Source organism: Propioniciclava sp. LT432 (genome assembly GCF_059515965.1).
This window is the reverse complement of the sequence record NZ_JCAKNE010000017.1, coordinates 1-21,775: the sequence shown is the minus strand read 5'-3', so window position 1 is coordinate 21,775 and position 21,775 is coordinate 1. Positions and strand designations below refer to the sequence as shown.

Annotated in this window: 20 protein-coding genes; 10 read left to right on the top strand and 10 right to left on the bottom strand. The window is 69.6% G+C overall.

Going from position 1 to position 21,775, the window contains the following annotated elements; all coding sequences use genetic code 11:
* Window positions 1-174 precede the first annotated feature (174 nt).
* The 3 genes from AC5YDV_RS10755 (at window position 175) to AC5YDV_RS10745 (ending at window position 4,076) form a co-directional block, all read left to right on the top strand.
* Complete coding sequence (locus AC5YDV_RS10755; protein WP_496182878.1) at window positions 175-1,404, top strand: alpha/beta hydrolase family protein; 1,230 nt, start codon at window positions 175-177, stop codon at window positions 1,402-1,404.
* 333 nt (window positions 1,405-1,737) lie between these two features.
* Window positions 1,738-3,249, top strand: coding sequence for an MFS transporter (locus AC5YDV_RS10750; RefSeq protein WP_496182879.1), 1,512 nt, complete (start codon window positions 1,738-1,740; stop codon window positions 3,247-3,249).
* On the top strand, window positions 3,246-4,076 hold the full coding sequence (locus tag AC5YDV_RS10745; RefSeq protein WP_496182880.1) for an MBL fold metallo-hydrolase: 831 nt from the start codon (window positions 3,246-3,248) through the stop codon (window positions 4,074-4,076). Before AC5YDV_RS10750 ends, AC5YDV_RS10745 begins: the two co-directional genes overlap by 4 nt.
* Here the strand turns inward: AC5YDV_RS10745 and AC5YDV_RS10740 are convergent, their stop codons facing one another.
* A complete protein-coding gene (locus tag AC5YDV_RS10740) occupies window positions 4,077-5,063 on the bottom strand; it encodes a LacI family DNA-binding transcriptional regulator (protein WP_496182881.1) in 987 nt (328 codons plus the stop codon).
* Between the two features lie 153 nt (window positions 5,064-5,216).
* Here AC5YDV_RS10740 and AC5YDV_RS10735 point away from each other — a divergent pair, with 153 nt between their 5' ends.
* Entirely contained in the window at window positions 5,217-6,527 is a 1,311-nt protein-coding gene (locus AC5YDV_RS10735; RefSeq protein ID WP_496182882.1) for a hypothetical protein, read from the top strand.
* Window positions 6,528-6,549: 22 nt separating this feature from the next.
* Here AC5YDV_RS10735 and AC5YDV_RS10730 read toward each other — a convergent pair whose 3' ends face one another.
* From AC5YDV_RS10730 to AC5YDV_RS10715, 4 genes are all read right to left on the bottom strand, one after another.
* Window positions 6,550-7,131, bottom strand: a complete 582-nt coding sequence (locus AC5YDV_RS10730; RefSeq protein ID WP_496182883.1) for an arsenate reductase/protein-tyrosine-phosphatase family protein — start codon at window positions 7,129-7,131, stop codon at window positions 6,550-6,552.
* Window positions 7,128-8,564 carry a tyrosine-protein kinase domain-containing protein gene (locus tag AC5YDV_RS10725; protein WP_496182884.1) on the bottom strand — a complete coding sequence of 479 codons (1,437 nt, stop codon included), beginning with the start codon at window positions 8,562-8,564 and terminating at the stop codon, window positions 7,128-7,130. Before AC5YDV_RS10725 ends, AC5YDV_RS10730 begins: the two co-directional genes overlap by 4 nt.
* 85 nt (window positions 8,565-8,649) lie before the next feature.
* Window positions 8,650-9,342, bottom strand: coding sequence for an SGNH/GDSL hydrolase family protein (locus AC5YDV_RS10720; RefSeq protein WP_496182885.1), 693 nt, complete (start codon window positions 9,340-9,342; stop codon window positions 8,650-8,652).
* 133 nt (window positions 9,343-9,475) lie between these two features.
* Entirely contained in the window at window positions 9,476-11,341 is a 1,866-nt protein-coding gene (locus AC5YDV_RS10715) for an exo-alpha-sialidase (protein ID WP_496182886.1), read from the bottom strand.
* Between the two features lie 113 nt (window positions 11,342-11,454).
* Here AC5YDV_RS10715 and AC5YDV_RS10710 point away from each other — a divergent pair, with 113 nt between their 5' ends.
* Window positions 11,455-12,360 carry an NAD(P)-dependent oxidoreductase gene (locus AC5YDV_RS10710; RefSeq protein ID WP_496182887.1) on the top strand — a complete coding sequence of 302 codons (906 nt, stop codon included), beginning with the start codon at window positions 11,455-11,457 and terminating at the stop codon, window positions 12,358-12,360.
* Between the two features lie 255 nt (window positions 12,361-12,615).
* On the opposite strand, the gene AC5YDV_RS10705 is transcribed toward AC5YDV_RS10710, so the two are convergent.
* Complete coding sequence (locus AC5YDV_RS10705) at window positions 12,616-13,050, bottom strand: hypothetical protein (protein ID WP_496192486.1); 435 nt, start codon at window positions 13,048-13,050, stop codon at window positions 12,616-12,618.
* Window positions 13,051-13,298: 248 nt separating this feature from the next.
* Between AC5YDV_RS10705 and AC5YDV_RS10700 the strand changes: the two genes are divergently transcribed.
* Entirely contained in the window at window positions 13,299-14,447 is a 1,149-nt protein-coding gene (locus AC5YDV_RS10700) for a DNA glycosylase AlkZ-like family protein (protein WP_496182889.1), read from the top strand.
* A gap of 8 nt (window positions 14,448-14,455) precedes the next feature.
* Here the strand turns inward: AC5YDV_RS10700 and AC5YDV_RS10695 are convergent, their stop codons facing one another.
* Together AC5YDV_RS10695 and AC5YDV_RS10690 are read right to left on the bottom strand one after the other, a co-directional pair.
* The gene (locus tag AC5YDV_RS10695; RefSeq protein ID WP_496182890.1) at window positions 14,456-14,863 is read right to left on the bottom strand and encodes a hypothetical protein; all 408 of its coding nucleotides are present in this window, start codon (window positions 14,861-14,863) and stop codon (window positions 14,456-14,458) included.
* A 38-nt stretch (window positions 14,864-14,901) separates the two neighbouring features.
* A complete protein-coding gene (locus tag AC5YDV_RS10690) occupies window positions 14,902-15,474 on the bottom strand; it encodes a TetR/AcrR family transcriptional regulator (RefSeq protein ID WP_496182891.1) in 573 nt (190 codons plus the stop codon).
* Between the two features lie 187 nt (window positions 15,475-15,661).
* On the opposite strand from AC5YDV_RS10690, the gene AC5YDV_RS10685 reads away from it, so the two are divergent.
* Both AC5YDV_RS10685 and AC5YDV_RS10680 read left to right on the top strand, forming a co-directional pair.
* Entirely contained in the window at window positions 15,662-17,038 is a 1,377-nt protein-coding gene (locus tag AC5YDV_RS10685; RefSeq protein ID WP_496192485.1) for an MBL fold metallo-hydrolase, read from the top strand.
* Window positions 17,039-17,063: 25 nt separating this feature from the next.
* Window positions 17,064-17,372 carry a rhodanese-like domain-containing protein gene (locus AC5YDV_RS10680; protein ID WP_496182898.1) on the top strand — a complete coding sequence of 103 codons (309 nt, stop codon included), beginning with the start codon at window positions 17,064-17,066 and terminating at the stop codon, window positions 17,370-17,372.
* 415 nt (window positions 17,373-17,787) lie between these two features.
* Here AC5YDV_RS10680 and AC5YDV_RS10675 read toward each other — a convergent pair whose 3' ends face one another.
* Window positions 17,788-19,242 carry a benzaldehyde dehydrogenase gene (locus tag AC5YDV_RS10675; RefSeq protein ID WP_496182893.1) on the bottom strand — a complete coding sequence of 485 codons (1,455 nt, stop codon included), beginning with the start codon at window positions 19,240-19,242 and terminating at the stop codon, window positions 17,788-17,790.
* Between the two features lie 135 nt (window positions 19,243-19,377).
* On the opposite strand from AC5YDV_RS10675, the gene AC5YDV_RS10670 reads away from it, so the two are divergent.
* Entirely contained in the window at window positions 19,378-19,776 is a 399-nt protein-coding gene (locus tag AC5YDV_RS10670) for a metal-sensitive transcriptional regulator (RefSeq protein WP_496182894.1), read from the top strand.
* Between the two features lie 97 nt (window positions 19,777-19,873).
* Window positions 19,874-20,050 (top strand): DUF8730 family Cys-rich protein, encoded by a 177-nt coding sequence (locus AC5YDV_RS10665; protein WP_496182895.1) that lies wholly within the window; start codon window positions 19,874-19,876, stop codon window positions 20,048-20,050.
* 483 nt (window positions 20,051-20,533) lie between these two features.
* Here AC5YDV_RS10665 and AC5YDV_RS10660 read toward each other — a convergent pair whose 3' ends face one another.
* Window positions 20,534-21,724 carry an integrase catalytic domain-containing protein gene (locus AC5YDV_RS10660; protein WP_496182577.1) on the bottom strand — a complete coding sequence of 397 codons (1,191 nt, stop codon included), beginning with the start codon at window positions 21,722-21,724 and terminating at the stop codon, window positions 20,534-20,536.
* Window positions 21,725-21,775 lie beyond the last annotated feature (51 nt).

Here is a 21,775-nt window from a genome sequence, read left to right as displayed (position 1 = left end):
CGGACGCCGTGGGTCCGGTTCAGCACGACCCGGGCCCGAGGCGTCCGTGAAGGCCAGAAACGTCACATCGACGCACAGATGGCGTACACCGTGATCCGGAACTCGTAGTACATGCTGAAATGAGGCGCACGAGCCGGCTGACCCCCTCTCCGCGGGCGTGGCACAGTGGAGCACGTGGCCCCCAGGCAGAGGATCGGACTCATCGCGGCAAGCTTCGCAGCCGTCACCCTCATCGGGGTGGCGGCCTACGTGTGGCCCTACCCACGGTTCGACCCACCCACCGGCCCGTACGCGCTGGGCACCACCACGCGGCACTGGGTGGACGCCTCGCGCCCCGAGATCACCAACCCCGACGACAGCGTGCGCCGGGAGGTCGTCGCCCAGGTCTGGTACCCGGCCCAAGCCGGCGCGGCCGGACGCCGAGCCCGCTACATCGAAGACCCCGCCTACTTGGACGCCGCCGCTGACCTCGCCGGCGTGCCGGCCTGGCTACTCACCACCGTCGCGTCCGCGAAGGTGCCCGCCATCGTGGACGCCCCACCAGCCCCGGGCCGGTTCCCGGTGCTGGTGTACGCCACGGGCCTGCTGGGCTCCCGCTCGATCAGCACCTTCCAAGTCCAGGAACTCGCCTCACACGGCTACATCGTCGTCGCCCTCGACCAACCCGGAGCCTCGGGCGCGGTCACGCTGGCGGACGGACGCGTCATCCCCGGCATCGGCGGCAAGCCCGTCTTCGACCCGCTGCTCTACCAAGGCATCGAACCGCACGACCCAGCCCCCACACTCCACGGACGCCCCCTGCCCGACGGCATCGCCGCCTACCTGGCCGCCGACGTTTCCTTCGCGCAAGACCAACTCGCGGCGTGGGCGACCGAACCCGACGGCCTCGGCCCCCACCTCGACCTCGACCGCACCGGCGCGTTCGGCGTCTCCCTCGGCGGCACGATCGTCGCCGAGGCCGCCGCCACCGACGACCGGATCAAGGCCACGCTCATCCTGGAATCCCCACTCACGCTGGCCGCCACCCAGCGCGGACTCCCCCACCCCGTCATGGTCGTGACCCGCAGCCCGGACGCCATGCGCCGCGAGCGCGACCGCACCGGCGGCTGGACCGACCACGAGATCGACGTCCACCAGCGCACCATGCACGCCGTCGTCGCCCAAGCCGCCGCCGGTGAAGGATGGTTCGTCCGCATCGACGACCTCTCCCACCTCGACTTCACCGACGTCCCCACATGGACGCCACTCACACGGCTTGTGGGGTGGTCCGGCCCACTAGACGGACGCCGCGGCCACGCGATCATCAACGGCGTCAGCGTGGCGTTCTTCGACCACGTGCTGCGTGACGGCCCGGCGCCCGAAGCCCAAGGAGCCGAGTGGCCGGAGGTCATCATCGAGCCGTGACGGCCACCCCGCTCCGCCGAGGGCTCCGGTTCCACCCGCCGAGGGCTCCGGTTCCACCCGCCGAGGGCTCCGGTTCCACCCGCCCAAAGCACCAACCCGAGCCCTCGACGCACCCTACCTGAGCCCTCGACGCACCGAACCCGAGCCCTCGGCGCGGGACAACCAAGTGCAACCACACGCTCGTGAACGTTCCCACCGGACGGTGTGAACGTTGCCACCACGATTCCCCGAACAAACCCCCTCAGCACTCCTCAGAATCATGCCCAGAGCGCGCCAAGGATGGCGCCCCGGTACGCAGATCGATGTGCGACCGAGCGAATCAAAGGGATGGACATGTCAGTGATGACAAAGAGCGCGAATCTCGTCGCAGATCGCGATTACGTGGAGACGATCCGCACGGCCAAGCCGTTCGGCCTCAAGGACAAGATCGGCTACATGCTGGGCGACCTGGGCGGCAACTCGCTGCAGGTGCTGGTGAACGTGTACCTGCTCATGTTCCTCGTCAACGTCGTCGGCATCGAGGCGACGCACTTTGCGATCGTGATCGCGGTCTGTCGGCTCCTGGACGCCCTGAACGACCCGATCATCGGCCGGATCGTCGACCGCCTGAAGGGGCGCCGCGATGGCAAGTACAAGCCCTGGCTGCGCTGGATCCCGGTTCCCATGGCGCTGCTCACCGTCGCCCTCTTCTTCGACATGAGCGCCCTCCCCTACGCGGCCAAGCTGCTCTACGCGCTCGCGGTGTACTTCGTCTGGGGCGTGGTGTCGTCGTTCTGGAACATCCCCTACGGCACCATGCTCAGCTCGATCTCCACTGACAGCCAGCAGCGCACCGAGCTGTCGAACTTCCGCGCCATCGGCTCCACCGGGGCGAGCATCCTCGTCACGACGATCGCCCCGCTCATCATCTTCGACCAGTTCAACACCCCGCAGGCCGGCGGCTTCATGGTGCTCTCCATCGTGCTCGCCGCGTTCTCCGTGGCCTGCCTGTGGGGCACCCACAAGCTCACCAGCGAGCGGGTCGTCGTCTCGCTGGCCAGCGAGCACCAGAAGGTCGACTACCTCAAGCTGGTGCGGTCTTTCGCCCACAACCGTCCGATGATCGCGATCATCCTCGCCTACATCACCTTCAAGTTCTTCGTGCAGACGATCAACCTGATGAACCAGTACGTGTTCCAGGCCTACTACCAGAACACCGCGATCCTCGCCGCCATCGGCCTCGGCTCCGTCATTCCCCTCGTGCTCGGCATGCTCTCCCTCAAGCCCCTCATGAAGCGGTTCGGCAAGAAGAAGCTGACGAGCTGGCCGGTGCTCATGGCCGCGGTCGCGTACTCGGTGCTCGCGCTGGTCCCCGTGCCGCCCCAGGCGTGGATCGCCATCCAGCTCGTCGCGGCCTTCTTCCAGGGCCTCTTCACGCTGCTCATCTGGGCGCTCATCGCGGATGCCGTGGACTACCAGGCCTACCTAACCCGCGAACGCAACGACGGCCTCGTCTACTCGACCGTGACCTTTGTCGTGTTCACCGTTGCCTCGCTGTCGACCTCGTTCATCGCGATCATCATCAACGCCCTCGGCTACGTGCCCGCCCTGCAGGCCAACCAGGCCCCCGAGGTGGCGAACAACCTCCGCATCGCCGCCGGCGCGCTCCCGGCCATCGGCTGCGTGATCGTGTTCCTGATCTTCACGTTCATCTACAACATGACCGACCAGAAGATGGCCGAGGTGCGCACCGTCATCGACGGCATGTCGACCCACCTCGTCGAGGAGATCGACGACGAGCTCGCCGAGGCTGACGACGCGGACGCCGCGGGCATCGCCACCGCTCGCGAGGAGGGCAAGAAGTGATCACCCGAGAAATCACCCGCGCAGTCACCCAGGTCGCCGAGGGCGCCTACCAGGTCAGCGACTTCCAGCTCGACAACTACTACCTCGTGGTCGGACAGGAGCGCGCCGCGCTCATCGACTGCGGCTGCGGCATCGGTGATCCCTGGGCCGAGATCCGCCAGATCACCGACAAGCCGGTGACCGTGTTGCTCACCCACGGGCACATGGACCACGTCGGCACCGCCCACCTGTTCGACGACGTCCGCATGCATCCCGCCGACGACGAGGTGGCCCGCGGGATGTACGGAAACCCCGACATGGTGCGGTGGTACGTCGAGACCCGCGCACCGCTCCGCAACCCGGGCGAGGGGGTCGTCGACCAGCTGTCCAGCCTGGTGCCCGCCGAACTGCCGGAGATGTTCGACTACACGCCGCTGCACGACGGTGAGGTCATCGACCTGGGCGGCCGCACCCTCGAGGTTCTCGCCACCCCCGGCCACACGCCCGGCTCGGTCTGCGTGCTCGACCGGACGGCGCGGCTGGTCTACACCGGCGACACCCTGAACGCCTCGAGCATCATCATCAACAAGCCCGGCGGCACCCGCCGCGAGATCGAGACCTTCCGGAGCAGCCTTCAGGTGCTCCTCGACCGGGACGCCGACTTCGACGGCACCTGCCCCGGCCACGACGGCCTCGTCTACGACAAGGACCTCCTCCACGACTTCGTGCAACTCTGCGATCGGCTGCTGGACGGCAGCCTCGTGGGCGACTACGAAGAGGTCGGCATCCGCAAGGGCCGTGTCGTCCGGCACGGGCTCGCCGAGTACTGGTACGAGGCGGACGCCTGATCAGCGCGTCGTGGACTCCCTGACGACCAGCCCGGGTTGGACCAGCTCCACCCGGGCTGGTTCGCACGCCAACGCGTCGCGCAGAAGGGTGAGCGCCGCGTCGGCGAGTTGGTCGAGCGGCTGGGTGACCGAGGTCAGACTGGGCACGAGATAGGCGTCCTCGATCGAGTCGTCGATGCCTGCCACGAGCACGTCCTGAGGCACCCGGACGCCCGCCTCGTGGAACGCGCGCACCACCCCCAGCGCGAGGAAGTCGTTGGCGGCCAGCACGGCGTCGGGCGGGTCGGCAGCCAGCTCGCGCCCGACCAGGTAGCCCTCGTGGGGGCCGAAGAAGTTGTCGGCGTGGATCCGCGTCTGGAGGCCCCGGTCCGATGCCTCCACACGCCAGGCCGCGGTGCGGGTGGCTCCGTCGAACCACGACTCCGGGCCACCGACGAAGGCGAGGTCTCGGGCCCCCTGCTCCACCAGGTGATCGAGGGCGAGCCGGACGCCGACGCGCTGGTCAATGGTGGCCCGGAACGTACCGGGGCTGGATTCGCCGGACTGGATCGCCACCACCGGCAGCCTGGCCGACAAGCGGGCCACCTCGTCGGCCGCCCATTGCACCGCCGCGATCACGACGACCGCATCGACGTTGCGGGCCATGATCTGGTCGACTGCCGCGCGAGCGCTGCCCGGGTCGTCGTCGAAGAACGCGGCGACCAAGGTGGCCAGACCGGCCTCGTGGGCGCGGCGCGCCATGCGGGGGAACGTCGCCGATGGCCCGCGCAGCGACCCGCCGTTCAGCACGAACCCGACCGTCCTAGAGCGGTTCGTGCGCAGTGATTGGGCCAGCACGTTCGGGGTGTAGCCGATGTGGGCGATGGCTTCCCGCACCCGCGCGAGCGTTTCGGGTTGCACGCGATCGGGCTCGTTGATGGCGCGGGACACCGTCTGGATCGACACGCCGGCCAGCAGGGCCACGTGCTTCATCGAGGGCCGCGCCATGCCACCACCGCCTTCCCACGGGCCAGCATAGAGCTGCCGGCACGGGGCACGTGGAGCGCACCGTGCACGCGGCGGCCGAAGCCTTCCCGCGCCAGCCCGCCGAGACTACGCTTCAGACCAGCACCGGCGTGACCTGAACCCCGAGGAGGCGTCATGGCAGACCCGACGTTGGCGGACGTGTTGGCCGCGATCGCGAAGCTCAGCCAGCAGAACGAGAAGCTGGCCGAGGCGAACGCTGCGAAGACCACGGCCGAGGCGGAGAAGATCCGCGACGAGGTCGCCCGGTCTGCCGCCGGCGCCCAGACCGCCCTGGACGCCGCACGCGCCGACCTCAGCGCCAAGCAGCTCGCCAACGCCGAGAAGGTCGCCTCGCTGGTGAAGGCCGGCGTCCCCGACGTGGCGTCCCTGCAGCGCAACGGCATCACGTTCGCCCAGGGACGCGGGTTGCGCCAGGCCGAGGCCACGTCCCTCGCGCTGACAGCGGCGGCCGAGCAGGCCGCCGCGGCGGTCGTCGCCGCGATCGGCAACCAGGCGCGCACCGTCCACCTGACGTCCGACCCCCACCTGCTCCAGCACTGCCTGGCCCACCGGCTGCTGACCACCGAGCTCGAGGTCGTGACCACCAAGCTCCAAGCAGCGACCACGCGCGCCCGGGACGGGCTCCCGCAACCCGAACTCGTCACCACCGAATCCTTCGACCCCATGACGGGCGCCGCCATCGCCGCCGGCGTCACCGGGGCCGCACTCAACCAGGCGCTCTCGCTGTTCGAGGTCGAGACCAGCGCCCTGCAGGACCAGTCGACGATCCCCGCCCAGTCCGTCCACGCGGCCGTGGCGGCCACCCTGCTGCGGGCCGGCCACACGGTCCGACACCTCACGCTCCGCGTGGTCGACCCCGACGGGACCCCACTCCTCGGCAAGGTCCGCGACCTGATGGCCGCCCAAGCGGACGCCGCGGCCGCGCTCGCCGCACTCCAAGCCGCCGAGACGGACGCCAAGGCCGCGGACCCCAAGGATCCCGCCCTCATCGCCAGGCTCGCCGCCCTCCGGACCGACCTCGACGCCCTGAGCAACCTCGCCAAGGCGTTCCTGACCCGCATCACCACCCCCACCGCAGACGCCGACAGCCCGCTTGCGGCCGCCATGGCGGTGGCCCCCCTCATGGCGGACCCCAAGCCGTTCGTGCTCGTCATCACCGGGGCGGACGCCGAGGCGTCCCAGTTGGTCGTCGCCCGCCGCCTGTGGTGGCCGCGCGTCGCCACGTCGGTGTCGGTGTCGTTCGACTACTTCCTCGTCCAAGGCGACGACCTCAAGGCTGCCGGACGGGCGCAGGGAGCCCACGCCTTCCACGGCAGGGTCACCAGCGACCGAGCAGAATGGTCCACGCTGGACGCCCTGCCGTCGGCCCCCACCCCTGCGCCCGCCCTCGGGGCGGACGTCGACGCCTACGGACGAGCGGGCTGATTCCACGACTCGCCTCGCACGGCTACGTCATGGTGGGTTGCCGGGTCCGCCGGCTCACCGACCGTTGCCACCCACGCGAGCATGGATCGCCGCCACCGCGTCCCGGATGAGCGAGGTACGCGTGGTCGAAGTCGGCAAGGGAACGGCCATAGGGATCGGGGACGTCATCGTCGGCCACCCCCCTGCGGCCCGACGCCGCTTGGCCCACCAAGCGCAGCAGGTCGTCCGAGCCGCCCCGCCCGGAGCCCGGCGAGGTGTCGCCACCGCCCACGAGACGGGCGAACTCACGCAGGGTGAAGGTCCGGCGGACGGCACCGGGGACGAGGTCCACGACGTGGGCGCGGTGCTCGCGCGCCATCGCCAGCACGAGGTCGGCGCGCTGGACCTGCCCCTCGTCGAGTTGTCGGGCGACGAAGCCGTCCGGCCCAATGCCGTCGGCCCGCAGGAGCGCCGCCATGGGCGGGTCGATGGGGTGCCCGGCCATGGCATGGGTGCCGGCGCTCTCGACGTGCGCGGATAGTGCCAGCGCCGCGGCGAGCAGGCGTTCGGCCGCGGGTGAGCGACAGATGTTGCCGGTGCAGACGGTGAGGACGCGGAACGTCACAATGCTCGACCCGCCGCGCGCCGGCGCTTGGAGGGGTCGGGTGCGGGCTCGGAAGGCGTCGTAGGCGCAGCGGGGCCCTCGCCGTAGGTCTCCCGCTGGTAGTAGACGGCCTTGCGGTGGCCGGCGTCCTCGGGGCGCAGCTTGTTCAACACCAAGCCGAGGATGGTGCCATCGGCGCTCTCGATGGACTCCAGGGCCTCTTCGAGCTGGGCGCCGTCCACGTCCCCGCTGCCCACCACGACGATGACACCCCCGATGACCCGGGAGAGCGCCGCCGTGTCGGTGACGGGCACGAGGGGCGCGGAGTCGAACAGCACGTAGTCGTAGCGCTTCGTCGCCTGGAGCACCAGCCCGCGCATGGCGTCGGACCCCAGGAGTTCCGACGGGTTCGGAGGCACCTGCCCGGCGGGCAGCACGTCCACGCCGCCCTTGACGGGCTGGACGACGTCGTCGAGCGTCGCACGTCCGATCAGGATCGTGGTCAGGCCGACCTCGTCCTCGAGGCCGAGCCGCTTGGCCACACGCGGACGGCGCAGGTCGGCGTCCACCAACAGCACGCGCTTGCCGGTCGCGGCCAGGGAGAACGCCACGTTGAGGATGGTCGACGTCTTGCCCTCCCCCTCCAGGGACGACGAGATCGCCAGGGTGCGACCGCTCCCCGCGACCCCGAGGAACTGCAGGTTGGTGCGCAGGCGTCGGTAATCCTCGGCGCGCAGGGAGTACGGGGTGTCGACCACGGCCAGCACGTGCCCGCGGGCGTCCGGATCGAAGGCGACAGTGCCCACGACCGGGGCGTCCGTCAGCCGGGCGATGTCGTCGGCGTTGCGGACCTTGGTGTCGAGCACCTCCCGCAGAAGCGCCTGTCCCACGCCGAGCATGAGGCCGACGAGCAGGCCCAGGACGAGGTTCTGGGCCACCTTGGGGCTCGTCCACGACGTCGGGACGGCGGCGGGCTTGACCACCGTGACGGTGACGGTCGACTCACCCTTGGCGTCCTTGGGGGCGATCTCCGCCACGACGTCGACGAGGCTCTGGGCGATGCCGCTGGCGGTCGCCGCCGCGCGGGCGGGGTCGGTGCCCTCGACTGCCACCTCGAGGATGGAGGTGTTGGTGGGGACCGACACGGTGACGGTGCGGGCGAGCGCGGCCGGGGTGGTTCCCAGGCGTAGCCGGTCGATCACGGGCTGCAGGACGATGGGGGTCTCCGCCACCTCGGCGAAGGACTTGACCTGCCGCTCCGCGTACGTGGAACCGCTCGCGAGCTCGCCGGCCGAGTTGGCGTTCTGCACCGTGACGAACAGCGACGTGGACGACGTGTACGTCGGCTTGGTCACCAGCGAGAAGAGGGCCGTCGCCGCGACGCCCAGCATCGCCAGCGCGGTGATGCTGACCCAGAACCTGCGCAGCACCCTGAGGTAGTCACTCAACTCCACCGCGCCTGAACCACCTTCTCTGGGCCGTTTGGGGATGTCGGAAGCCCCGGCCGCCCTAAGCCGGGGAGCCCAGAAACTGAAACTCTCACTGCAACTTGGCCGCAATCGCGGCGGCGACCTGGGCACCCGCAGCGGGGGTCAGGTGCCGTCCGTCGTAGGCCGATGACCTGCCCGCTGCGGCGCTGACGTCGACCCAGGTGACCCGCGCGGCGGCCGCCTCCTTCTCGATCGAGCGCGCGTGCAACGTCAACCAGTGGGGGCGCGGCGAGCGGGAGCTCAGCGGCGACAGCGCCACGACCTTGGCGTCCGGGACCGCCTTCCTCAGGGCGCTGAAGGTCGAGGCGATGAACGGGCTCAGGGCGTAGTCCCCGTCAGCCTCGCCGCCCACGACCAGGATCGCGGTGGGCTTTGCGTCGGCCACGCGCGGCACCATCCCGGTGAACGGGCGGCACGGCTTCACCGAGCAGTTCCCGGGCGTCACCCGGTAACCCATGCCGTCCTCGGAGAGGTTCACGACCTGCATGCCGACGTCCTGGCCGAGCTGGTCGACCCAGACGGCGTCCTTCGCGTGGCCGTCGCCGAGGACGACGAGCGTTCCGGCGCTGGGCGACGGGGACGGGGCCGCTGAGGCGCTCGTCTGCGCGGCCGGCGTGGCGACCACCGGGCGATCGGCCGCCGCGGGCGGGACCGTCCGCGAGCGGAACAGCGCCAGACCGACCAGCAGGACCGTCACCAACCCGAGCACCACCAGCCCGACCAGTGCCCTTCGCTTCTGCATCAGCTCTCCCCGCACGCCCGATTACGACCGCCATCAGGCTAGCCCGTCCCGACGCAGTGCCCGGCCAGTCCCCGCCACGTGGCGGCGCCCGCCCCCGGAGGGACGGGCGCCGGGTCCTGCTCCGGGAGCGGCCTCAGCCGAGCTGGACCGCCGGCCCGTCGAGCCGGACGGTGGTGACGTCACCGGTCACCGCCGTGGACACCCACGTGGTCTGCGGCGTGAACGACCCGGTGACCAGGTCGGACTCCGTCACACGGTGGTAGGCGGTCTTGCAGGTGTAGGCGTCGTTGCCGGGGAGGTTCCGCCAGCGGCAGTTCGGGGTGCCGTCGGCGGGGTCGAAGCCCTGCAGGTTGCCCGAGGGCACCACGGTCGTCACCGCATTCGTGAGGTTCGTCACGCGGTACTCGAACCGCAGCACGTCTCCCACGACGTACAGCGTCGCCTTCGGGTTGACGAACTTCGAGGTCACCGAGATGCGCCCGTCCTCCTCGCCGGCGATCTTCGGGACCACCACCGTGACGTGACCGACGGAGGACCGGCCCGCGGCGTCCGTGAGCCGCACCGGGATCGTGTACGTGCCGCCCGTGGCAGTGGTGGGCACCTCGACCGTCACCGACGTCGACGACGTCTGCTTCGGCCGGAGTGTCAGGGACGCGTCCGCCGGGGTGACCGTCCAACCCTCGGGGGCCTCGGCGGTCAGCGTTGCGCCCTTCAGGATCGGGCCGAGCTGGTTGGTCACCGACAGCTCGGTCGTCGCCGAGGAGCCGCGCTCGATCGTCAGGTCGGACGCCGCGGTGATCGGCGCGCACAGGCCCTGCACCCAGGCGAGGTTGAACTTCGCGAAGACCAGCCCGTTGTGGCCGGGCTCGTACAGCAGGCCGACGTTCCCGTCCGGAAGCGTCGCCAGCGTCGAGTAGGCGTGTGCACCCGCGGCGTACGTCTTGGCGACGGGCCAGGTCGCGCCGTCGTCGCAGCTCACACGCACGGTGCCGTTGACGCGCGAGGTCTGGGACGCCGCGTTGCTGAACAGCAGCACCTTGGCCTCGTTCGAGCCCTCGGGGACGTTCGGGAACGCCCGCACGATCGAGGCGTTGTTCGCCGGGTCGGGCAGCTCGCGGTCCAGGGTCACCGGGCCGTAGGTGATGCCCCCGTCGGTCGAGTAAGCGACCTTGCGGTAGCCGGATCTGGCCGAGTCACGGGAGTTGAGCATGACGCGTCCGTCGGAGAGCTCGACCGTCTTGTTCTCGTCCATCCGCGTGCCGACCGGCGTGCCCGAGTGCCACGTGGCGCCGTGGTCGTCGGAGTAGATGGAGACCGCCTGGAAGTCGCCGTTGGCCTTCACGATCGTGAATTGCTGCAGCAGGCGTCCGGCGTGGGGGCCGTACTTGAGCTGGATGCCCTGTCCGGACGCCGCGAAGCGCGACTTCACCGTCAGGTCGGGAGTGATGTCCGCGGTGATGAGACGCGTCTCCCAGGTGATGCCGTCGTCGTTGCTGACGCTCACCGCGGCGTGCAGGACCTTGCGGTTGGCCGGGTCGACGCCCGCGACCGACCCCATGAGGCCCACGTCGAACGACTTCACGTGGAAGTTGAAGATGGTCCCCGTCTCACGGTCGACGATGTAGCTGGGATCGGAGGACCCCTCGATCGGCGGGGTCGTCTTGCCCGCGCTCACGACGGTCTGGGGTTCCCAGGTCGCGCCGAGATCCGTGGAGCGCCGCTGGAGGATCGAGTTCGGCCCCGGGGCGTCGATGCTCGTGGGGCGCCCGTCGTAGGAGGCGAGGACGGTGCCGGCGTTCGTGACGGCCAGCGCGGGGATGCGGTAGTTCGGGAACAGCCCGTCCCCGCCCATGGCGACCGTCTGCTCGGTGTAGGAGGGCTTCTGGCCGGTCCAGAGCGGGTCGGCGTCGTAGTCGTCCGCGGCCTGCGCTGGCAGGGCGGTGGCCAGCGCCACCAGTACGGCCAACGAGCCGGCACTCACCCGAATCGTGTTCTTCATTGAATCTCCATCGTGGGCTTTCACATCGGACGTCCGATGTCCGATGTCAGGGAACCTATCAGGATCTTCTCAGGAGTGGGAACCCCCTTCGTTGACCTGAGAGAGTGGGAAGCATGACTGAGACGTTGAAGATCGGATTCGTCGGAGCCTCCGGGATGATGGGGCACGGCATGGCGAAGAACCTTGTGACGAAGGGGTTCCCGCTGTCCTACACGGTGCACCGCCGGGAGGTGGCCGACCTGCGCGAGGCCGGCGCCGTCCGCGCCGAGAGCCTGGCGGCATTGGGCCGGGACAGCGACGTCGTCTTCATCTGCGTCACCGCCGCCGAGGACGTCACCGAGGTTGTGACCGGCGTCGACGGGTTGCTGACCGACCCGCGCGAGGGGCTCGTGATCGTCGACTCGAGCACCTCGGAGCCGTCGGTCACCCTCAAGCTGGCCGAGGCCTGCGCGGCCCGCGGCGTCCGGTTCGTGGACGCGCCCCTCAGCCGGACGCCCAAGGAGGCCGAGGCCGGCACGCTCAACGTACTGGTCGGCGGGGACGAGGAGGTGCTCGCGCACATCCGGCCGGCGCTCGAGGCGTTCGCCGAGAACATCATCCCCATCGGGGAGGTCGGGTCCGCCCACGCGATCAAGCTGCTCAACAACTTCGTGTTCCAGGCCCAGGTGACGGCACTGTCCGAGGCGTTCGCGGTCGCGGCCAAGGCCGGCGTCGACCCGAAGAAGCTCACCGACGTGCTGAGCAAGGGCATGGCCAACAGCCCGCTGCTGGGGCTCATGGCCAAGACCTTGGAGGGCGAGTACGACACCATGGCGTTCGAGCTCGACAACGCCCGCAAGGACGTCCGCTACTACACGCGCCTCGCCGGCGACAACGGACACCCGGCGCCGGTGGGCGACGGAGTCCACGAGACCCTCACCCTCGCCAGCGCCCTCGGCTTCGGCAGCGAGATGGTCCTGTCGGTGGTCAAGGCGCAGGAGAAGCTGGCGGGCACGCCGATCCGTGCCGGGCGGGGCTGACCCGCCTCTGCGCCGCGGCGAAGCGGGAGGCACGACCAGGGCTCGGGTTTGGTGCGCCGAGGGCTCGGGTTCGGTGCGCCGAGGGCTCGGGTTCGGTGCGCCGAGGGCTCGGGTTCGGTGCGCCGAGGGCTCGGGTTCGGCAGTGCCGAGGGCTCGGGTTCGGTGCGCCGCGGCGAAGCGGGAGGCACGACCGGGGCTCGGCTTGGCAGAGTCGAGGGCCGGCACGCGTGCCGGCCCTCGGGGATCTCTTGGCTGTCAGTAGGTACCGCGAATCACCAGCGTGAGATCGTAGGCCGGAGCTGTCACGACGATGTTGCTCCACTGCACTGTCATCGGCGGTGAGCAATCGGGCGTGAAGTCGGCTGTGAGCGTGAACGAGAAGTCCGCCTTGCCGTTCTGAACCGGGACGTCCTCGCTGTCTCCGACGGTCATCTTGTTTCCGGCTTTCGGCTTGTTCCCGCCTGGGTTGACGCACTGGGCGTCGGCGGAGATGTAGACCGTCACCTGGGTCTCGTCGCCGAGCCCCGCCAGCTTGCCGGACACCGTCAGGTCGTCCCCCGTGCGTGTGACCGATGTCGCAGACTTGATGAAGTGCGGATTTCCCGCATGGGCAGGCCCCACGGAGAGGCCGAAGACGGCGAGCAGGACCGTCGCTGCGATGATGAATCCCCTGCTAATCGTGTGTTTCACGAGTAGCCCCCTTCCAGGATTGGGTAAAGAGACCGGACTCACGAGTAAGGTAAGGCAAACCTTAGTGACCGCCCTCGAGCACAGCGTAAACCCGGATCCACAAGGGCGGAAGACAGAACATCCGGCAGTTCCCTGCAACCCGTTGCCACCCCCGCCCCCGTGCCTGGCTTCCACCCCGCCGAGGGCTCCCCTTCCACCCGCCGAGGGCTCGGCTTCCGCGCGCCGAGGGCTCGGCTTACCCTGAGTTCGTGCTCCTCGAACGCGAGCGGGTCCTCGCCTGGCGCCTCGGCAGGCACGCCTTGGACCCGGTCCACGGCGCCGATGCCGTCGACGTCGTCCGCCGCGTCGTGGCGGTCCGCGGCTGGCCCGCGGACATGACCGAGCTGGCCGTGGGCGTCCGCCGGGCCGCCCCCCGGCCGGACGCCGCGGCCCGCGCCCTCGACGACGGCGTCCTCATCCGGAGCTACGCGATACGCGGCGGCTCCTACGTGTTCACCCCTGACGACGCGGCGGTGCTGCTGGCGGTCCGCACCACGTCGCGGGCCTGGGAGAACGCGCGCTACCAACGACAGGGGCACTTCGCGCTGGACGACTGGGAACCGTTCCGCGAGGCGGTGTGCACGTTCCTGGCCGACGGACCGAAGACCCGGGAGCAGATCGTCGCGCACCTGGGCGGCATCCCGACCCTGCGCCACCTCACAGAGGCGGCGACCGGGGTCGGGTCCGACTCCCTCTACAAGCCGCTCCACTGGTGGGGCGACATCTGCTTCGGTCCCCCACAGGGCCGCCAGGCCACGTTCCGGTTACTCCGGGACGACCCCGCCTGGCCCGGTCTGCCGGACGTCGACACCGCCGGACGGCGCGCCATCCTCCGCTACCTGCACGCCTACGGGCGGGCGACGCTGACCAACCTCCTTTACTGGCTCGTTGAGGGCCTGAGCGCTCCCCGGCGCCTCGTTCAAGGCTGGCTGACCGAACTGGTCGGCGACGGGGTCACGACGGTGGACCTTGACGGCCAGGAGGCGTGGGCCTGCACAGCGGATCTCGACGAGGTGAGCTCCGCCGAACCGTCCTCGTCCGTCCGCTTCCTGCCCGGGTACGACCCCTGGGTGCTCGGTCCGGGGACCGCCGACCCTCTGGTGACCCCGCCCGAGCGCCGGGCCCTGGTCTCCCGCGGCGCGAACGTGGTGATCGTGAATGGCATCGTCAGCGGTACGTGGCAGGTCCGCGGCCCGGAGTTGGCGGTCACGTGGTTCCCCGAGGCCGGCCGCGCCCCGGAACCCGCGCTGGACGCCGAAGGTCAGCGTCTCGCGCAGGTCTTGGGGCGTGAGCTGCGGTCACGCCTGTCGTGGGCACGCGAGGATGGCCTCCGCCCGGGCGATCACGCGATCAGGTGATCGGCAGATCAGGCAAGCCCGGCCAGGATCAATCCCACACCGGCCAGCACGAGCCCGACGGTCAGGGAGGCCGCACCCAGCCACACCAAGGCAGTGAGGCGGCTCGGCCTGGCCGGATCCTTCCCAACGACGCTGAGGAAGAAGCCCGCCGGCATGAGGATGGCCGCGCCGAGGACCAGTTCGTCTCCCCACAGCGCCCACGCGGGCACGTCTCCGAACGTGAGCAGCACCCGGACCAGCAGCCCCAGCATCACCAGGACACCCGCGTGCGCGTGCCCGGCGCGGAAGAACGACTTCTGCAGGTCATTTGTCGCCTGCTTGCCGCTGAACACCCGCAGCAGGAACGTCCCGCCGTAGGCGATGGTCACCACGATGATCAGGATCACGCCGGTCGAGATGAGGTCGATGGGGGTCATGGGAGTTCTCCTCAGGGGTGGAAGTCAGGGGGTGGAAGTCAGGAAGCACCAGGTGTCAGCAACCGGGCCACGCTGCGGGCCAGGTCGAGGGGATCGTCGCCCGACGGCACGGGAGCGGCCGCCAAGTTGCCGGAGAGCAGGAGCGTGGCCAGGCCATGCATCAAGGACCAGGCCGCCACGGTGACCAGCCCTCCCCTGCCGTCCGCCGCCGCGTCCGTCGCCGGGCCGCTCAGCTCGGCGTACGCCCCGGAACGCGCCCGCAGCAGGGCCGGATCCGACAGGTCCAGCAACGCCGGGGTGAACATCACGTCGAACATCGCGGGGTTCTCCAGCGCGAACCGGACGTAGCCCACTCCGATCTCCGCCAAGGGCGCACCGGACTCGCGCAGGGCGACCAACCGTCCGGCCAACTCCTCGAACCCCTGCACGCCGATGGCGGTGAGCAGACCGCGCTTGGATCCGAAGTGGTGCCGCGGAGCGGCGTGGCTCACTCCCAACTCGGACGCCACCGCGCGGAGGCTCAGCGCGTCCACCCCCTCGTCGGCGATGATCGCCAACGCCTTCACCAGGACCGCTCGTCGCAGGTCGCCGTGGTGGTACTCGTCCGCCATGAGCAAAACTTTACAGTGGCAAGTTTCCATTGGCAAGATCGCCGTACCAGCACGCCCGCGCCCCCCAATCCCGATCGCAGGGCCAGGCCGACCGGTCCACATACCCCTGGGGGTACTTGTGCATACCCCCGGGGGTATGTACGCTGGCGTCACCCAACCAACCGGCACCGACGAATACGGAGCGCACATGCACTTCACGCAGTACTACCTCGACTGCCTGTCCCAGGCGTCCTACCTCATCGGCGACACGACCACCGGCCGCGCCGTCGTGGTGGATCCCCGCCGCGACATCGAGGAGTACCTCGCCGACGCCCGCCAGGCGGGCCTTCGGATCGAGGGGGTCCTCCTCACCCACTTCCACGCCGACTTCGTGTCGGGCCACCTCGAGATCGCCGAGGCGACCGGCGCTTGGATCGGCTACGGCGCCGCCGCGCAGCCCGACTTCGAGTTCCGCCCGCTCCACGACGGCGAGGACATCCTCCTGGGCGACGTCCGCCTCCAGATCATGACCACGCCCGGCCACACCCCCGAGTCCATCAGCGTGCTGGTGTACGAGCACGCCGACGACGAGGTGCCCTACGGCGTCCTGACCGGCGACGCCCTGTTCATCGGCGACGTCGGCCGTCCCGACCTGCTGGCCTCGATCGGCGTCACGCAGGGCGAGCTCGCCTCGCTGCTGTACGACTCCGTCCAGCGCAAGCTCATGGGCCTGCCGGACGCCGTCCGCGTCTTCCCCGCCCACGGGGCCGGGTCGTCCTGCGGCAAGAACCTCTCCACCGAGCGCACCTCCACCATCGGTATGCAGCGACTGGTCAACTACGCCTGCCAGCCCATGAGCGAGGAGAAGTTCGTGGAGCTCGTGACGGAGGGCCAGCCCCCCGCGCCCGCGTACTTCTCGCACGACGCGGACGCCAACCGCCGCGCCCGCGACGTCCGTGCCCTCGGCGCCGAGGTGCCGACACTGGACGCCGCGCAGTTCCAGAAGCTCGTCGCCGAAGGCGCGGCCATCCTCGACTCCCGGGACCCGGCCGACTTCGCCGTCGGGCACCTCGCCGGCTCGATCAACGTCGGCTTCGGCGGCCGGATGGCCGAGACCGCCGGCATGGTCATCGAGCACGACCGCGCCTTCGTGGTGGTGGCCGAGCCCGGCCAGGAGCAGGAGACCGCGCTGCGGATGGCCCGCATCGGCTTCGACGGCTGCCTCGGCTACCTGCCCCAGGTGGAGGCCTACCTCGTCGAACACCCCGAGCAGTCGGAGCGGTCGAGCCGCCTCACGCCGACGCAGATGTTCGAGGCGATCACCGACCCCGACGTGCAGCTGGTGGACATCCGCAACGAGGGCGAACTCGTCAACGGTGTCGTGCCGGGCGCGCGGCACATCCCGCTCGCGCAGCTGCCGGGCCGCTACACCGAGCTCGACCCCGCCAAGCCCGTGCTCCTGCACTGCGCCGGCGGCTACCGCTCCAGCGTCGGCGCCAGCTGGCTGAAGGTGCACGGCTTCGACGACGTCTCGGACGTCCTCGGCGGGTACTCGGCCATCGAGAACACGCCCGTCCTGGCGTGAGAAGGGGGGACGGCCTGTGAAGACCATGCCCATGGACGAGTTCGTGTCCGCCCATGACCGCCGCATGCGGGTGATCGACGTGCGCGAGCCGCACGAGTACGCCCAGGCGCACGTGCCGGGGGCCGCGCTGATCCCCCTTGGCGAGCTGCCCGAGCGCCTCACCGAGGTGCACCTGGGCGAAACGGTGTACGTCATCTGCCAGAGCGGGAACCGCAGCGCGCAGGGTGCCCAGATCCTCGCAAAGCACGGCGTGAACGCCGTGAGCGTGGCCGAGGGCACCTCGGGGTGGATCCGTCGCCGCCGCGAGGTCGCGACGGGGCTCACGCCGCGCTGATTTCGCGTCCCGGGTGGGCCACTCCTGGGTGGGCCACTCCTGGGTGCGCTGCTCCTGGGCGCACTGCTCCTGGGCGCCAGTCGTTGCGCCACCTCAGGACAGGTCCGCCGCCTCGGGACGCCTGCGCCACTCCCGAGTGCGCCACCTCAGGACAGGTCCGCCGCTTCGGGAAATTTGCGCCATCACCCGCGCCGGTTGAGGACACCTGCTCCGGTTTGAACCGTGGCAGGTGTTCCAAACCGGCGCGACAGGTCAGGGAGGCCTGAGCGCGCAGACGCCGCGGCAGGTCGGGAGACCCAAGCGCCCAGACATCGCAGCGTGTACCGAAGCACCTAGCAGCAAGCACCCCGCACCAACCACGAGGGCCCCGGTTCATCAGAACCGGGGCCCTCGTACGCAGAGGATCAGAAGAGGATCAGAAGGGGTACTTCTCGATCTCGGACTGCATCGTGACCCACTGGACCCGGCAGAAGGTGTCCAGGTTGGCCTTGGCGCCACCGAAGTGACCGCCCGTGCCGGAGGCCTTCGTGCCACCGAACGGGATGATCGGCTCATCGTCGACCGTCTGGTCGTTGACGTGCACCATGCCCACCTCGATGCGGTCGGCCAGCTCGTACGCGGCGAAGGCGTTCGAGGTCAGGATGCCCAGCGTCAGGCCGTACTCGTTGTCGTTGATGATGTCGATGGCCTCGTCGATCGTCTCGTACACGGTGACGGGCGCGACCGGGCCGAAGATCTCCTCGGAGAACGCGCGGCTGGTCAGCGGCACGTTGGCCAGCACGGTCGGACGGTAGAACAGCCCGTCGTACTCGCCACCGGCCTCGAGCTTCGCGCCGTCGGCCACGGCGTCCGTCACGACCTTGTGGATGCGGTCGCGCTGGGTCGCGTCGATCACGGGGCCGAGCGCGTTCGTCCCATCGGTCGGGTCACCCACCGGCAGGTGCGCCGCCTTCTCGGCGAGCAGGCGGGTGTACTCCTCCGCGATCGAGGAGTGGACGAGGTGGCGTCCGGTCGTCATGCAGATCTGGCCCTGGTGCAGGAACGACCCCCACGCGCCCGCGGACGCCGCGGCCTCGACGTCGGCGTCCGGCAGCACGAGGAGGGCATTGTTGCCGCCCAGCTCGAGGTGGACCTGCTTCAGGGCCTTGCCGGCCTCCGCGCCGATGTGGCGCCCGGCTCCCGTCGACCCGGTGAAGGTCAGGCACGGGACGCCGGGGTGCGCAACCAGCGCCTTGCCCAACTCGGCGTCGCCGGGAAGCACGTGCAGCAGGCCCTCGGGCAAGCCGGCCTCGTGCAGCAACTCGGCCAGGGCCATGCCGCCGGCGATGCTGGTCCGGGGATCCGGCTTGAGGATCACCGCGTTGCCCAGCGCCAGCGCCGGCGCGACCGAACGGATCGACAGCAGCGCCGGGAAGTTGAACGGGCTGATCACGCCCACCACGCCGTAGGGGACGTAGCGCGCCATCGACAGGCGCGGCTTCATCGAGCGCAGCATCTCGCCATAGGGCGCGGACGCCGTGGCCGCGGCCTCGTACAGCTCCGACACGACCTGCGTCGCCTCGAAGATCGCCTTGCCCTGCGCCGAGCCGGCCTCGCGGACGAGCCAGGCCACCAGCCGGTCGAGGTTCGTCTCCAGGAGCTGGGCCGCCTTGCGCATCACGGTCGCGCGCACGGTGTACGGCGCAGCCGCCCACTCCTTCTGCGCGGCCTTGGCGGCCTCGACCGACCGGTCCAGATCCGCGACGGACGCCGCACCGACCGTGCCGAGCTCGCCCCCGGTGGCCTTCTCGGTCACCGCGAAGGACTCACCCGAGCCCTCGGCCCAACCGCCCGCGAAGACCTTTCCATCCCATACCTGCGTCACCGTCATGTCCAGCTCCTTTGCCGATCGAAGAAATTTCAACGAGATCTCCATGGTAAGGGTCACGAAACGTCGACCCCCCACATGGGACAAAATCATACCCCCGGGGGTATACTGGCTCCAATTCGCCAGAGGAGTTCATTCATGCCCCGGAACGAGGATTCCATCACCTCATCGCAGCCCGACCAGGCCTCATCGCCAGTCGACCAGGCGCCAGCGCTGCTGGACCAGACCACATCGCCGGTCGACCCGGCCTCGCCGACGCTCGATGCAGCCTCGTCGCCGCTCGACCCGGACGACACCATCGCCGTCATCAAGCGCCTCCGACGAGCGGAGGGTCAGCTGGCGGGCGTCATCCGCATGCTCGAGGGCGGACGATCCTGCGAAGCGGTCGTCACCCAGCTGTCGGCCGTCTCGAAGGCACTCGACCGCGCGGGCTTCACGCTCATCTCGTCCAGCCTCCGCGAGTGCCTGACCCGGACCGGCCCCGCCCACAGCGGCGATGTCGCCAAGCTCGAGAAGCTCTTCCTGTCGCTCGCCTGAAAGATACCCTACGGGGCATTTGCGTATACCCCCGGGGGTATGTATGCTTCTACTCACAGGACATCGCCGCTCGGCGGCCAACCGAAGGAGAACCAACATGTGTAGCCCCACCACCTGCAGGGTTTGCGGCAAGACGACGTGGGCCGGCTGCGGCAACCACGTCGCCATGGTCAAGGCGTCCGTGCCCAAGGGCAACTGGTGCGACCAGAAGCACACCGCCGAAGAGATCGCCGCCGCGAAGCCGGCCGGCATGTTCTCCCGCCTCTTCGGCTGATGCGCGTGGGCTGAGGGGCAGGCTCCTCAGGTCCAGTTCAAGATCCGCGCGTCCTGAGCGAATGTGCTCGTCGTAGACAGAGCGCCGATTCACTCAGGACGCGCGGATCTTGTTGGCAGACCCCAACACCGCCCACGCAGCACCCCAGCAACGCACCAAGGGCCCCGGTTCCATGACGGAACCGGGGCCCTCAGCTTGCTCAGCTACGGGTTGTAACCCACCGTGTCGATCTGCTCGCGGCCCTCGTCGGTGATGTTGTCCAGCGTCCATGGCGGCAGGCCGACCCAGTTGATCGTGGCCGAGTTCCGCTGAATCCGGTCGCTGGCCTGGGCCCCCGGAGATCATTGGCCTGGCCTTCTCTCCCGTCTCCGGGTCGCTCCCTTCCGTGATGCCTCATGTCAATACCTCCGGATGGATTAGGTCGTTGCCTCACCTGTGACCTCCGGTTCGGCAGGAGTCGTTGCCTCACGTGTCTCCTCCGGTTCAGCCGGTCGCGGCACGGCGTTGCCGGGCGGTACGGCCCTTGGCCTGGGCGAGGGCTTCGAGGCGTCCGGTGTGGTGGAGGATCTCGCGTTGCAGGGCACCGAGGCGAAGCTTCTTGAACCGGGCGTTCATCGTGATCACGGGCCGTTTCCGGGTCGCGGGGTGGGCGAGGGCACGCTGGTGCGGGGTGGCGGCCTGGTGGTACTTCTTGACGACCTTGGCGCCGTCGCGGTGCTTGGAGGCCAGCTTCAGGCTGGGCAGGAAGTAGTTCGCGAACGCGTCATCCAACGCCCAGATCCGGTTCAGCAGCTCGAGCTCGGCGTCGGTGTCGTACCGGTAGTAGCCGACCAACTCCCGCACCCGGGCCCAGTTCTTCTGCTCCACGTAACAGCCGTCGTTCTTCTTCCCCGCCCGCCCGCGCGTGAACGTGATCTTGCGGGTCTCGCAGTAGTGCAGGAAGTGGTGGTTGATGAACTCCGACCCGTTGTCGGAATCGATCCCCACGATCGGGAACGGGAACATCCCGGCGGCGTGGTCGATGGCCTCGATCACCCACCGACGGGCCCGGTTCGGCACCGACCGGTTCACCGTCCACCCCGTCGCCACATCGGTCATCGTCAACGTGTAGCAGTACTCACCCGAGGCCACCCCACCGTCGTGGGCGACCAGGTCGATCTCGACGAACCCCGGCGTCGCATCGTCCCAGTCAGCGAACGTGCGGATCGGGATCTGGTGTTTCAACAACGACCCCGGCTTGGTGTGCGTCCGGCCGCGTAGCGTCATCCGCTTCCGCTCCCCGGCGAGCATCCGGTCGATCGTGGCCGCCGAGATACCGGCCAACAACTCGGCCTGGGTGTCGTCCAAGACGATCTCCCCCTCCACCCGCAGCAGGGGCACCAGCACGGGCATGAACGGCGCCAGGATCTTCCCCGCCGGCGCCCGCAACAGGGTCCAACAGCGCACCAGGGCGGGCAGCAGGTCATCGCCGTAGACCCGCGACCGCGGCTTGCGAGGCCGGACCGGTTTGACGACCAGCACCTCCCGTAACGCCGCCCGCGCATAGTCACGATGCCAGCCCGTCAACTCGACCAACTCGTCCAGGATCCGCGACTTCCCGGCCCGGTCCGCCCCCTTGTAGGCCAACGCCTTCTTCACCGTGACAGCCCTGCGCTCGCTCAAGGTCAGCTCCATCCCCGGATCGTTCAGGCGGAGACCCTTACGCGAGGCAACGACACCCCCGAA